The organism is Flavobacterium coralii, assembly GCF_019891545.1.
GTDB classification, from domain to species: Bacteria; Bacteroidota; Bacteroidia; order Flavobacteriales; family Flavobacteriaceae; genus Flavobacterium; species Flavobacterium coralii.
Genome location: NZ_JAHDIU010000008.1, coordinates 36,780 through 50,463, shown reverse-complemented (window position 1 = coordinate 50,463; position 13,684 = coordinate 36,780). Strand labels below are relative to the sequence as shown.

Annotated in this window: 13 protein-coding genes; 3 read left to right on the top strand and 10 right to left on the bottom strand. The window is 41.9% G+C overall.

Annotation, left to right across the window (positions count from 1 at the left end):
* Positions 1–5: 5 nt before the first annotated feature.
* The gene (locus tag KJK34_RS11830; RefSeq protein WP_223054098.1) at positions 6–653 is read right to left on the bottom strand and encodes a 4'-phosphopantetheinyl transferase family protein; all 648 of its coding nucleotides are present in this window, start codon (positions 651–653) and stop codon (positions 6–8) included.
* Between the two features lie 148 nt (positions 654–801).
* Here KJK34_RS11830 and ahcY point away from each other — a divergent pair, with 148 nt between their 5' ends.
* Together ahcY and KJK34_RS11820 are read left to right on the top strand one after the other, a co-directional pair.
* Positions 802–2,118 carry an adenosylhomocysteinase gene (gene ahcY, locus KJK34_RS11825; protein ID WP_223054097.1) on the top strand — a complete coding sequence of 439 codons (1,317 nt, stop codon included), beginning with the start codon at positions 802–804 and terminating at the stop codon, positions 2,116–2,118.
* Between the two features lie 91 nt (positions 2,119–2,209).
* The gene (locus KJK34_RS11820; RefSeq protein WP_223054096.1) at positions 2,210–2,458 is read left to right on the top strand and encodes a hypothetical protein; all 249 of its coding nucleotides are present in this window, start codon (positions 2,210–2,212) and stop codon (positions 2,456–2,458) included.
* Positions 2,459–2,556: 98 nt separating this feature from the next.
* Here the strand turns inward: KJK34_RS11820 and KJK34_RS11815 are convergent, their stop codons facing one another.
* The 6 genes from KJK34_RS11815 to rplM form a co-directional block, all read right to left on the bottom strand.
* Positions 2,557–3,123, bottom strand: a complete 567-nt coding sequence (locus KJK34_RS11815) for a DNA-3-methyladenine glycosylase I (RefSeq protein WP_223054095.1) — start codon at positions 3,121–3,123, stop codon at positions 2,557–2,559.
* Position 3,124: 1 nt separating this feature from the next.
* Positions 3,125–3,781, bottom strand: a complete 657-nt coding sequence (locus KJK34_RS11810) for a queuosine precursor transporter (RefSeq protein ID WP_223054094.1) — start codon at positions 3,779–3,781, stop codon at positions 3,125–3,127.
* 151 nt (positions 3,782–3,932) lie between these two features.
* Entirely contained in the window at positions 3,933–4,757 is an 825-nt protein-coding gene (tsf, locus tag KJK34_RS11805) for a translation elongation factor Ts (RefSeq protein ID WP_223054093.1), read from the bottom strand.
* 101 nt (positions 4,758–4,858) lie between these two features.
* Complete coding sequence (gene rpsB, locus KJK34_RS11800; RefSeq protein ID WP_223054092.1) at positions 4,859–5,626, bottom strand: 30S ribosomal protein S2; 768 nt, start codon at positions 5,624–5,626, stop codon at positions 4,859–4,861.
* A gap of 179 nt (positions 5,627–5,805) precedes the next feature.
* Positions 5,806–6,192, bottom strand: a complete 387-nt coding sequence (gene rpsI / locus KJK34_RS11795) for a 30S ribosomal protein S9 (protein ID WP_223054091.1) — start codon at positions 6,190–6,192, stop codon at positions 5,806–5,808.
* Positions 6,192–6,647: a 50S ribosomal protein L13 gene (gene rplM, locus KJK34_RS11790; RefSeq protein WP_223054090.1), complete on the bottom strand. Its 456-nt coding sequence runs from the start codon at positions 6,645–6,647 to the stop codon at positions 6,192–6,194. Before rplM ends, rpsI begins: the two co-directional genes overlap by 1 nt.
* Before the next feature lie 202 nt (positions 6,648–6,849).
* Between rplM and KJK34_RS11785 the strand changes: the two genes are divergently transcribed.
* Positions 6,850–7,716, top strand: coding sequence for an MBL fold metallo-hydrolase (locus KJK34_RS11785; RefSeq protein ID WP_223054089.1), 867 nt, complete (start codon positions 6,850–6,852; stop codon positions 7,714–7,716).
* A 5-nt stretch (positions 7,717–7,721) separates the two neighbouring features.
* Here KJK34_RS11785 and KJK34_RS11780 read toward each other — a convergent pair whose 3' ends face one another.
* The 3 genes from KJK34_RS11780 to KJK34_RS11770 form a co-directional block, all read right to left on the bottom strand.
* On the bottom strand, positions 7,722–8,198 hold the full coding sequence (locus KJK34_RS11780) for a hypothetical protein (protein WP_223054088.1): 477 nt from the start codon (positions 8,196–8,198) through the stop codon (positions 7,722–7,724).
* Between the two features lie 120 nt (positions 8,199–8,318).
* A complete protein-coding gene (locus KJK34_RS11775; protein ID WP_223054087.1) occupies positions 8,319–10,739 on the bottom strand; it encodes an alpha-amylase family glycosyl hydrolase in 2,421 nt (806 codons plus the stop codon).
* A gap of 94 nt (positions 10,740–10,833) precedes the next feature.
* Complete coding sequence (locus tag KJK34_RS11770; RefSeq protein ID WP_223054086.1) at positions 10,834–13,644, bottom strand: alpha-amylase family glycosyl hydrolase; 2,811 nt, start codon at positions 13,642–13,644, stop codon at positions 10,834–10,836.
* Between the last annotated feature and the right edge of the window lie 40 nt (positions 13,645–13,684).

The following is a 13,684-nucleotide window of genomic DNA, read 5'->3' as shown; positions in this document are numbered from 1 at the left end:
TAATTTTAGTGGCTTAAAATTTCTTCTTCAAAACTATATACCAGCGTAAAGCCTTCCAGTTCTTCAAAAAAGAAAATATAATTACGGTTCATATTGTCAAAAGTTACCTGCGCCCTTCCGCGTTTATCATCTATGGTAAACCTGAAAACATCTATGTGGTTCTTAAAGCTGATGCCGGGCAGCGATATCATTTTAAAAAGGGCTTCCTTAACACCCCATATAACAGTGAGGTAACGCACGTATTCCTGCAGGTGCATAGGGTCGAGATAACTGAACTCTGTTATGCAGAATTTATTGGCAATGGTTATTATTTTTTCGCGCTGCATTTCCATATCAATACCCACATTCCTATTGCTAATGGCTATTGCCGAAAATCCATAGGAATGGGTTATAGAAATGTTTTTACCATCGGTAAGGTGGGGTTTGCCGTCATTGCCATAAAACATGTCAAAGTCAGTATAGCCGGCTTCCTGCAACAGCATGCGCACGCTTAAAAAGCCTTTGCGGTGTTGTTCGCTCTTCATCCCGTCAATACGGTTACTGCACACGGGCTTAAGCGCTACATTTTTGGTGAGCTCCTCAAGGGTTTCCGTAATTTTCCATACTAAAACTTGTGTACCATCGTCTTTTTTATAAGCAGTATAAAGAGGCATTTTCCTAATTTTGAATGTGTTTTACATTTGTTTGGTTTTCAAACTCTTAAAATTCTCAACAAAGCTTAAAATAACCTTAAAGCTGGTTGTTTAAGAGGGAAATCGCTACATTTGCATAAATTTTTGCTAATCACAAATATACAAATTCATGAGTACTAAGACTGTGCCACACGTGGCTTATAAAGTAAAAGATATTTCACTTGCAGAATGGGGCCGTAAGGAGATAGAGCTTGCAGAAGCTGAAATGCCCGGCCTTATGGCACTGCGCGAAGAATATAAAAACGAGCAGCCGCTTAAGGGTGCCCGTATTGCAGGATGCCTGCACATGACCATACAAACCGCTGTGCTTATAGAAACACTTGTAGCGCTTGGCGCTGAGGTTACCTGGAGCTCATGCAACATTTTCTCTACTCAGGACCATGCCGCTGCTGCCATTGCCGCCGCAGGCATACCGGTTTATGCATGGAAAGGCATGAACGAGGAGGAGTTTGACTGGTGTATAGAGCAAACCCTGTTTTTTGGCGAAGACCGCCAGCCACTTAACATGATACTTGATGACGGGGGCGACCTTACCAATATGGTATTTGACCGTTACCCTGAACTTGCAGCAGGCATTAAAGGACTTTCTGAAGAGACTACAACAGGTGTACACCGCCTTTACGAAAGGATGAAGAACGGCACGCTTGTTATGCCTGCTATAAACGTTAATGACTCTGTTACCAAATCTAAATTTGATAACAAGTATGGCTGTAAAGAAAGTGCTGTAGATGCTATTCGCCGTGCTACCGATGTTATGCTTGCCGGTAAAAGGGTAGTAGTATGCGGTTACGGTGATGTGGGTAAAGGTACTGCTGCTTCTTTCCGTGGGGCAGGCTCTATAGTTACCGTTACCGAAATTGACCCTATATGTGCACTACAGGCCGCTATGGATGGTTATGAGGTTAAAAAGCTGGATACCGTTGTAGCCAATGCCGATATAGTGATAACCACTACAGGTAACAAAGATATTGTTGTGAGCCGCCACTTTGAGGCTATGAAAGACAAAACCATTGTTTGTAATATAGGCCACTTTGATAACGAAATTGATATGGCTTGGCTAAACAAAAATTATGGTTCAACCAAAGTTGAGATAAAGCCGCAGGTAGATAAATATACAATTAATGGTAAAGATGTTATAGTGCTTGCCGAAGGCCGCCTTGTAAACCTTGGCTGTGCCACAGGCCACCCAAGCTTTGTAATGAGTAACTCGTTCACAAACCAGACGCTTGCGCAAATAGAGCTTTGGAAAAACAGCGAGAACTATGAGAACAAAGTATATATGCTGCCTAAGCACCTTGATGAAAAAGTTGCCATGCTGCACCTTGCTAAATTAGGCGTGGAACTTGAAACCCTAAGCACCGACCAGGCTAATTATATTGGCGTTGAGGTTGAAGGGCCGTTTAAGCCGGAGTATTACCGTTACTAATTTCAGAAGTCAGAAATTAGAAGTTAGAATAAAAAAAATCCTGCCCGGCAGGATTTTTTTATTTGATATATTTGTTTAAAATATTTTTTATATGACTAAAAAAGATCTAAAACCTATTTTAATCGAAGCTTTGCAGTATTATGGTGGGGCAGCAAATATTATTGAAGTCTGCAAATTTGTGTGGGCAAATTATGAGAATAAATTAAAAGGTTCAGGTAACTTGTTTTATACTTGGCAGTATGATATAAGATGGGCTGCTACAACTTTGAGACGAGAAAAAACATTGAAACCAGCTTCATTACAAACTAATAAAAGATGGGAATTGATAGATAAAGAATAAGTTATCATAAGAATAAATAGGAATCCTGCCCCTGCAGAATTCCTATTTATATAAGAAGTTACTCTCTCACTTCTAAAATCTGAATTCTGATTTCTAATTTATTGGCGTGTCCAGCAATCCAAAACATGGTCGTTAACCATTCCTGTTGCCTGCATGTGTGCATATATGACTGTTGAGCCTACAAACTTAAAGCCGCGCTTTTTCATGTCTTTACTAATAGCATCTGATAGCGGGGTAGTGGCAGGGACTTCTTTAAGCGATGTAAAGTTGTTTACAACAGGCTTGCCGTTAGTAAAGCCCCAAAAGTATTTGGAGAAACTGCCGAATTCTTCCTGAACCTTTATAAAAGCCTGCGCATTGGTTACAGCTCCGTACACCTTCAGTTTATTACGGATGATACCTGCATCATTCAGTAGTTCGGCTATTTTGTCATCATCATAAGCGGCTACTTTTTTATAATCAAAATCATCAAAAGCCTTCCTGAAGTTTTCCCTCTTTTTTAAAATAGTAATCCAGCTAAGCCCCGCCTGAAAGGTTTCCAGCAGCAGGAACTGGAATAGGGTAGCGTCATCATACACCGGGCGGCCCCACTCCTCATCATGATATTTTTCGTATAGCTCGCTGCCTGTACACCAGCCACAGCGTTTTTTGTCTGATATATGCATATTAGTTTTCTTCTTTAACGTCTATGTACTTGTCTATCCACCCATGTGCAAGGTATATAACAGGCGTTAGTAATATGGCTACAGCCAGCTTTATAAAATATCCCGTAAGCCCGGATGAAATATAGGTTTGGGTGTCCATTTTCCCGGTAAGGTAAAAGGCAATTCCCAACACGATAAAGCTATCAAAAAATTGTGATATAACAGTAGAGCCTGTAGTGCGGAGCCAAATCATTTTTTTGCCCGTGCGCTTTTTAAAGTAATGAAATATGGTAATATCTATCAACTGCGAAACAAGAAACGCTGTGATACTGCCCACAATTATCCAGAGGCTTTGCCCGAAAACGGCGTTAAACTGCCCATTTGTTATATTAGGCAGCCTTTCGGATGCGGGTATTTGCATTGCAGCATACAGTATAACAAAGCAGTATGCAATAAGCCCTGCCGTAATAAATGATAATCGCCGTACACCCTCCCGCCCGAAATATTCGTTGATAAGGTCGGTAGTCAGGAAAACTACTGGCCACGGCAGTATGCCTATGCTCGCCACATATGGCCCTATATTAATTATTTTACCACCAATAAGTTCTGCCGTGACAGCATTGGTGATAAAAATTCCGGCAAGTATTACGTAGATTATTTCTTTGCGGGACTGCAGCATAATGAGCGTTTATTCTTTCAAAATTAGTTTAATTATTTTGTACAATAAATTAAACAATATTTAAAATTTCGATGAAATAGTATAGGCGATAAATATAAAAATCCCGCAGCCTTTCGGTGCGGGATCCTTATTTATTTCAGTATAGCTTTAATTAAGCAAGAGCAACCCTTTTAAATCCTGTTACGGTAAGGTCAGCGTTAACTGATTTTACGTACTCGCTTACGCTAACTTTGCTGTCTTTAATATAATCCTGGTTAACAAGGGTGTTATCTTTAAAGAAACGGCCAAGTTTACCTTTAGCAATGTTATCAAGCATAGCCTCTGGCTTGCCTTCCTGACGAAGCTGGTCTTTAGCTATCTCAATTTCTTTTTCAATTGTAACGGCATCCACACCTTCTTCGTTAAGGGCAAGCGGAGCCATAGCGGCAGCCTGCATAGCAACGTTGCGTGCAGCCTCGTCAGCGCCTTCTACGTTAGCAGAAAGGGCTACAAGAGTAGCGATCCTGTTACCGGCGTGTATGTAAGAGTTTACAAAAGCACCGCTAAGTGTTTCGAAAGAACCTATTTCTATTTTCTCACCAATAACACCTGTCTGCTCAGTAAGTTTTTCTTCTACTTTAAGGCCGTTAAAATCGGCAGCAAGAAACTCTTCTTTAGTATTGTAGTTAAGGGCAAGCTCAGCAAGATCTGTAGCAAGCTTTGTGAACGACTCGTTTTTAGCAACAAAGTCGGTTTCGCAGTTAAGCGATATAATCACACCCTGAGTGTTATCAGCATTAACAGCAGCAATAACAGCACCTTCAGAAGATTCCCTGTCAGCCCTGTTAGCAGCAACTTTTTGTCCTTTTTTACGAAGTATCTCGATAGCTTTATCGAAATCACCTTCCGCTTCAACAAGCGCTTTTTTACAGTCCATCATACCGGCGCCTGTAGTCTGTCTTAGTTTATTTACGTCTGCAGCAGTAATATTTGCCATTTTGAATAGAGTTTATTAGTTAAAAATTAAAGCCGTAATGCCGGCAATGGATACAAAAGTAAACATCTGCCTGCATAACGACTTTATTGTAATGTTATGTTTTATTCTTCGGTAGCGTTAGCTTCGGCAGCTGTTTGTGCGGCAACCGGTTCTCCTGCAGGCAGGTCTTCTTTGTCAGATTTCCTGTCAGAAAGGCCTTCGGTAATAGCACCTGTTACTAAAGATAAAATTTTGTCTATAGACTTAGAAGCGTCATCATTTGCAGGGATAACATAATCAACCTCACGTGGGTCAGAGTTGGTATCTACCATTGCAAAAACCGGAATGTTTAATTTCTGAGCTTCTTTTACTGCGATGTGTTCTGCCTTGATGTCTACTACGAATAACGCGGCAGGAAGCCTTGTCATATCGGCAATAGAGCCAAGGTTTTTCTCAAGCTTAGCACGAAGGCGGTCAACCTGAAGGCGCTCTTTTTTAGAAAGCGTGTTAAATGTACCGTCTTTCTTCATTTTATCTATAGAAGCCATTTTCTTAACAGCTTTACGGATAGTAACAAAGTTAGTAAGCATACCGCCCGGCCACCTTTCTGTAATGTAAGGCATATTTGCGGCGCTTGCTTTTTCGGCAACAATGTCTTTAGCTTGTTTTTTTGTAGCTACGAAAAGGACTTTCCTTCCCGATGCAGCAATTTTTTTAAGGGCTTCGTTAGCCTCTTCTATTTTAGCTGCGGTTTTATACAGGTTTATAATGTGTATGCCATTACGCTCCATGTATATATAAGGAGCCATGTTAGGATCCCATTTCCTGGTCATGTGCCCAAAGTGAACACCGGCTTCCAGTAATTCTTTTACATCTACTTTATTTGCCATTTTTGTAATAGTTTACGTTCTGTTGAGTAAGCAATGCACAGGTGGCTTATAATATAAGGCCCTGCCCATTTAGATGCTAAACTAACCTTCGCCTCGGCGAAGCAACAACAACTTGAGTTTTTAAATACAATAATTTTAATGAACCATGCTGCCCTGCAAACAAGGCAACAATAAGAATATTAACGTTTAGAGAACTGGAATCTCTTACGGGCTTTCTTCTGGCCGAATTTCTTACGCTCAACCATACGAGGATCCCTTGTTAACAGTCCTTCAGGCTTAAGGATGCTCCTGTTTTCAGCATCAGCTTCGCACATTGCGCGGGCAATAGCCATACGCACGGCTTCTGCCTGGCCTGTAATACCGCCTCCGTAAACATTTACCTTAACGTCAAAGTTTTCAGTGTTGTTAGTCATTTCTAACGCCTGCTTAACTTTATACTGTAGGGTAGCAGTTGGGAAATAGGTTTCAAATTCTCTTTTGTTTACCGTAATTTTTCCTGAACCTTCTGTCAGGTAAACACGGGCAACAGCAGTTTTCCTCCTGCCGATTTTGTGGATAGTTGCCATTACTTTAAGTCGTTTAAGTTAACGGTTTTAGGAGTCTGAGCAGCGTGCTTGTGGTCAGGCCCTACATATACATTTAAATTGCGGAAAAGCTCTGCGCCAAGTTTGTTTTTAGGCAGCATACCTTTCACAGCTTTCTCTACTAAAATTGCAGGGTTTTTAGCCATTACGTTTTTAGCAGTTAAAGTCCTTTGTCCTCCTGGGTAGCCAGTGTGGCGGATGTATGTTTTATCCTCCAGCTTGTTACCGGTAAGGTTAATTTTGTCTGCGTTGATAACAATTACGTTATCGCCACAGTCCACGTGCGGGGTATAATTCGGCTTGTATTTGCCCCTCAAAAGCATCGCAACTTTAGAAGCAAAACGGCCCAAATTATGACCTTCAGCATCAACAACAATCCACTGTTTATCAGCGGTTGCCTTATTGGCTGAAATTGTCTTGTAGCTTAATGTGTTCACAATAAATAATTTTAATTAAACATTCCGTCCCCAATAAAGGGAGTGCAAAAGTACAATTATTTATCAGAATTTCAAACGTGTAGAAAAAATATTCTGTTTGCTGTTTTTTTGCGTAGTATTTTGTCGAGTATAATTTTCCTGTACAATGATGTAATGCGCAAAAACTGCTTTATCAATAGCTTAGTAAAAAAGTAATAGAATTATGGACAAAGATAAAGAAATGCATCAAAGCAAAGACAGCCACATTATACCTGTAACATCAATAGCTTCCGGAAAAGGGCGCGAAGCTGCACCTGATGTATATTATTATACTGACCAGATTGTGAATGTTATATTTGTAGGGCTACCGGGCTCTGCAAGCTGGGTTCTGATAGATGCGGGTATGCCTGGCTCGGGTAAAAATATTATTAAAGCTGCCGAAGAACGGTTTGGTAAAGGCTCCCACCCCGAGGCTATCATTCTTACTCATGGGCATTTTGACCATGTTGGCGCTATCGTGCACCTGCTTGAAACGTGGGGTGATATTTCTGTTTATGCGCATCCTGAAGAGTTTCCTTTTCTTACCGGTAAAAAAGCATATCCTAAGCCCGACCCTTTTGTAGAAGGCGGAGGACTTATTGCTAAATCATCGTTTATTTACCCGCACGAACCTATAGATATCACCCCTGTACTGCTGCCGCTGCCACATGGTGGTACAGTACCCCGTTTACTGGGCTGGAGATGGTTGCATACTCCGGGACATTCTCCCGGACATATATCATTGTTCAGGGAAAGTGACAGGTGCCTTATAGCCGGTGATGCTTTTGTAACCGTAAAGCAAAGCTCACTTTATAAAGTTATTGTGCAGAAAGAAGAGGTACAGGGACCACCAAGGTATCTTACTACCGATTGGGTTGCAGCCGGGGAATCGGTAAGAATGCTGAACAGCCTAAAACCTGCCTGTGCCGTAACCGGACACGGAATGCACATGGAAGGTAAGGCGCTTGCAGAAGGGCTTGAGAGACTTGCGGCTGATTTTGATACCATTGCAAAACCTGAATATGGCAAGTATGTGGATGATTCTGAATAAAAAGGCTACTCCAACGGTCTCAGTGTATTACTATAGGTAATGGTAAAAGGGTTTTTGTTGCCTGGGTTTTTCATCACATATATGAATTTATGTTTCTGCGCCTCTTTGGCTTCAATTACCGTAGAAGTTTTGTCGTAATTATCATATAGTGTAGTATCATAACGGTTATCGATGCGCAGCTTGCCTGCAATACCTGTTTTAAGGTTAGATACTACATATTCATTAAACAGCCTTTTGTTGGTATTGCTTACTTTTATTTTTTGCCCTTTGTAGTTTTGGGTAAATATCAGCACGCTGTAATTGCTGCCTTCCGCTTTAAAGTCTCTCAGCAGCTTATCTTTTTCAGCTTCACCAGCCGATTTAAAATCATCCCTGTACTGCACATCCGGCCTTTTTTCAGGAGCAGTGCCATTACCTTTGTTAACCGTACCACACATAGCTGTTAGCATCGCAACAGCTATTAATATCATTATTCTTTTCATATCCGCTTACATTTTAAAAATGTAAAATTAAAAACTGCGGAAGGTTGATTACCTCTCTTTAAGATATAAATAACAAAAAAGCTCCCACATAGGGGAGCTTTTTGCTGCGTTGCAGTATTGTTATTCTATAACCAGTTTTAAAGTACTTTGTCCGGTTGTTGTTTTTACTTTTACCATATAGATACCTTTAGCCAGTCCTTCGGTACTGTAGCTGTTATGTGCTGCTGCACCTTTGTAAGTTGTTATGAGCTGGCCTTTGGTATTATACAGTTCAACCTTTTCTGAAGATATAGTAAGGCTGAAACTGCCTTTTGCCGGGTTAGGGTATAACAATGCCCTTGCTGTTTGTGGCTGCGCAATACTAAGGGCATTATCAATTTTATAAATTTTGTAACCTCTTGCAGGTAATACTATATCCAGTGACTCAAATCCGCCCGAAAACCCCGCAGTCATCTCCATAGCAGAACCGTCAAGCAGTTCATACATCATGTGGTTGCCCGGCTCTAAACCTGCCTGTGGTATGGCAAGCGCAACATCCTGCTGAGAGCCGCCAGTATTAACTGCTACTAATATATTCTGGCCGTTATGCTGCCTGATAAAGGCGAACACTGCATCAGATGAAGCGGTAACAGGCAGGTAAGTTCCGCGCCTTAGTGTTTCTTCCTGGTTCCTTACTTCTATGAGCTTGCGGTAATGGTGCCAAAGCGAACCTGTATTGGCCTGCTGGGCTGCCACATTTTTAACTGTATAGTCTGTATTTATAGCATGCCACGGTGCGCCTGTTGTAAAACCTGCGCCGCCAACACCCGTCCACTGCATGGGTGTTCTTAGCTGCGGGTCAGGCTTAACGCCTGTCATCCCAATTTCTTCGCCATAATAAATATAGGGTATGCCGGGCAGGGTAAGGTATAATGTAGCTGCCGCCTTAGCCTTGGCAACATCATTGCCAAGCACGCTCATAACCCTGTCGGTATCATGGTTGGTAAGCATTGTGCCGAATTGCAGGAACGGGTAGCTCTGCATATTTTCAACAAGCTGTTCTTTTAAATCAGCAGCGTTACCGCTATTCAATGCATTAAGCATGGCGTCTGCCGTTTCAAATTCAAAAACATAATCAAGCCCGTTGTTATTTACATACTGGTTTGCTATGCTGGTTAAATCCCATGCTTCGCCCACGGCAAATGCATCAGGCTTTACCGATTTATAGTAAGCCCTGAACTCCTGCCAGTAAGCAAGTGTTTCGGGAGTGTTTTGAACTGCAGTATCATTTTCATGGAGAAACTTAACAGCATCCAGCCTGAAACCGTCAACGCCCATATCATTGAGCCAGAACTCGGTTATCTCTTCAAACGCCTCGTGTACTTCTTCGTTATAAAAATTCAGGTCGGGCATGCCACTCCAAAAAGCGCCATAGTAAAAGTCGCCGTTAAAGTTGTGCCACGGGTTACCCTCAAACGGGCCCGGTGTGCCGGGGTTGGTATCTTCCCAAATATACCAGTCACGCTTATCAGAACCCGGCATTTGCGATGCCACAAACCACGGATGCTCGTTAGAGGTGTGGTTCATAACAAGGTCAATAATTACTTTAATGCCCCTGTTGTGCGCTTCAGTCATAAACTGCTGGAAAAGTGGGTTGTTGCCATAATCTTCTTCTACAGCCATATAATCGGTAACATCATAACCATGATAGGACGGCGATTTTTGTATCGGCATTAGCCAGATGCCTGTTATCCCAAGATCAGTTGTAGTTTCAGGATTACCGTCGTTCAGGTAGTCCAGCTTGTCTATAAGCCCTTGCAGGTCGCCCTTGCCATCTCCGTTGCTGTCTTTAAAGCTTCGTACAAATACTTCATAGAAAACACGGTCGTTCCACCAGTGGGTCTGCATATCATCTACACGGATGTAGTTGTTGAAGGTGCGGGTCATGCTTTCGCCATCAGCGTTAGTAATAGTAAGGGTAACGGCATAGCTTCCCGCCGCCGTATAAGATACTATTGGATTTTGCGCTTCAGATGTTTCGGGAATACCACCTGTAAAAGTCCAGCTCCACGCTACAGGGTTACCGTTAGAATTGTCGTAAAACTGTACTTCCTGTGCGGGCTGTACCACATAGGCAGATGCTGTTATCCTTGCATCAAGTGCATTGGGAGGAAATTCATCATTATACCAGTATTGCACAACGCCATTTGGCATAACGGTATAGTTACGGTTCGGGCCGCCACCGGCAAATTCTTCGGTACCATTCCATTGAGCGTTAATACGGGTTTTAAACTGTATGGTTGTACCTATTGGAAGTGATACTACGGTAGTATAAATACCATCATTATCAGTATCTGAAAGCGGGGTAACAGTTGCGCCCCAGTTATTAAAGCTCCCGGCAATATCTACCGATTGTGTTGCCGGGTTAAAGTTGCCCTGCTCTATCTGGTAGTTCATATTCGCCATAAATGTAACGCCGGTGCTCTGTGCCATTGCAAAGCTACTGCTTAAAAGCATGGCAAGTGCGGTAATGTTTTTAAAAAGAAGTGTGATTTTTTTCATTATGGAATTTTAGAATAGATGCTGCTGTTAGCACAAAAGGCCTCCGAACTGAAGGCCTTTTTGAACTTAACATAAAAAACTAACTCAACTAACTTTATTTTTTGATCAGTTTAATGGTGTTTACACGCATCTCACTGTCTGTTATTCTTACAAAATATATGCCATTAGTAAGATTATTCACGTCAAAAGTTGTATTTGCTTTTGCGCCGCTGAAAGATTTTATCATCTGGCCTGTTACAGTATATACTTCTACTTTATTTGTATCAGCATTTATACTGAAGCTGTTTGATGCAGGGTTAGGATAAAGCGTTGCTTTAGAAGCCTCAAACCTGTCTGAGCTTAAAGCTGCAGGCTGGTTACCCAGTATCCTGAATTCACCCGGTTGTAGAGTAATGCTTGCAGTTGTACCGCTGATTACTTCATCATTAGCTAAAAGGTTATACCAGTTATCTGTTGACGGGAAGAAAGTTTCTACTGTTTTAGCGGTAACATCAAAGTTTGCCAATACTATAACACTGCTCAATTCGCCTGCAGGCAGGTCGGTACGCCAGATGTCAATCCTTGGTGTAAGGTCGCCTGAATCAATAGTCACATTATCTGTATGGAAAACATCATAATTAAGCCTTAGCTTTATAATATCTGCCCAGGTGTTGTATAATGACATCCTTGCAGCTTCTTCTGTATAACCAAGTTCAAACGGTATAGGCTTAGGGTCTGTACGGCAGTTATTGTTTATACTTCCGTTCTGGCAGTAATTAATGCTGTACTCATAACCAAGCTCGCCAAACTGCCAAAGCATTTTAGGGCCAGGAATAGTAAATACCATAGCGCCTATAGCTTTTTGCCTTTCAAGAGCAGTTTCAAGGTCTTTTACATTATAGCCTCCTGAGTTGTTACCAAACTCAAGGTTTTTATACATAAGCCTTTCCTCATCGTGGCTTTCTGCATAACCTACAAGCCTTGGCTCATTAAAGCCCCTGTTCTGGAAATCCATAGCGTTAAAGTTGCTGTTGCTTGCATAACCCATTGAGTTTTGGTTGTACGGGTCAGTATATTTGCCCCAAAGCATAATGCCTTTGCCTTCATCTGCCCTGTAGTTAGCCCACTCAACTTCTTCCTGTGCAGAACCGCCCACACCAAGGTGTTCGAATATCACGTAGAAATCAGGATCTAAAGACCACTGGTAGTCTGCATATTCCTTAAGTATATTAACCCTGTCTGTATGGTATGCATTGGTACAAGAGTCATCTCCGGCATTACAAACTTGTGTAAAGCCTTTGGTAAGGTCCCAACGGAAACCGTCAATCTTAAATTCAGTAATCCAGTGCTCTATTGTCCTTTCAGTATAATACTGGGTAAGCTCTGACTGGTGGTTAAGGTCGGTACCCACACTATAAGAGTGTGTTGCTATTACGTTGCAATAAGGGTTTTCTGTAGTAGTGTTGCCAAAACCGTCACCGTCCGGGTCATCTACCCACATGCGCGCAAGTGGTGAGCGTCCGTAAACATGGTTAAGTGCAAGGTCTAATATTACTGCTATGCCGTTTTGGTGGCAAAGGTCTATAAACTGCTTCATAGAGTTTTCATTACCGTAAGCCTTATCCAGTGCAAGGTGGTAAGCTGTATTGTAACCCCATGAAATGTTTCCTTCAAACTCCATTACGGGCATTAGCTCTATGGCGTTTACATTAAGATTTTTAAAGTAATTGATCTGGTCAATTAAAGAGTTCCATGTTTTCTCATTATTAAAATCCCTTATCAGCAATTCATAAATGATAAGGTCTTCTTTAGCAGGCCTTTCAAAATTTGTTACCTGCCAGTTGTAAGCAGGCTGTGCTGTTTGAAGTACCGAAACCTCAAATGACTGCCCCGCAGGATATGCAGGCATATCAGGATAGGTAGTTATAAAAGGATCATCATAAGGAGATAGTACCAGTGTAGAGAACGGGTCTGCTGTTTTTACAAGGGCAGGAGAGTTGGTAAACGGAGTCTGGTCTACCACCCAATACTGGAAGGTATTAACAGCGCCCGGTGTTAGTCCTGTAAGCTCTAACCAGAACTTTCCTGTAGCAGGGTCTTTTTTCATGGCATAAGCCGATGTTGGCTGCCAGTTGTTAAAGCTGCCCGCAACATATACATAATCTTTACCCGGAGCATTTAAAACCAGTGTAGCTTTAGTAGCATCGGCATCACTATAGTTGATACCGTCCCTAACGCCTGCAGGCATAGCCTGAGACACTGTGTTAGGATTAACTACTACCGAGAAGTTTTTAGTAATAGTATTTGTGCCCTGTTGTACAACCAATTCATAATTCTGATTGGTAGTTATGTTAGTATGGTTGTAGGCATAGCTTGAAGTACTGGCGTTAGTGTTAAGTGTAGCACCATTTGATTTTAGCGTATAACTTGCATTACCGCCGGTATTAGTTGCAGTAATGTTTATCGAACCGCCCGATGCAAGCAGGGTAGTACTGTCATCCGCAGGGTTGGTAAGGTTTACCTGGAAAGCACCTACGTTAACAAAAAGATCTACCGACTGCGGCGACCCTGTAGAAGCCCTGAACACAACGCATATTTGTGTTATGGTACTTGTAGTAGGTACGCCAAAATAAGTGTAAAGATTCGGCGTTATATCCAGCTTGTAGGTAGTTCCTGAAACCAGGGTAAGAGCAGGCTGGGTGGTATTATTTCCCCAGTCGCCAATAACATTTTGCCATTGGTTACCATCTACGGTAAGGCCAATGTGTGCATATATGGTGCCGTTGTAGCCGGCAAGAGGCGTACCCGCTTTATCAAAGAAAATGGTTACAGGCCCGGTAGCTATGGCAGGAGAAGGGGAGGTGGTTACCTGCGCAATACCCGCATAGCTTAGCAATAGTAAAAATAAGAGGGTAATCTTTTTCATAATTATTTAAATGTGATAAAAAAGGGCTGATTATACAGCC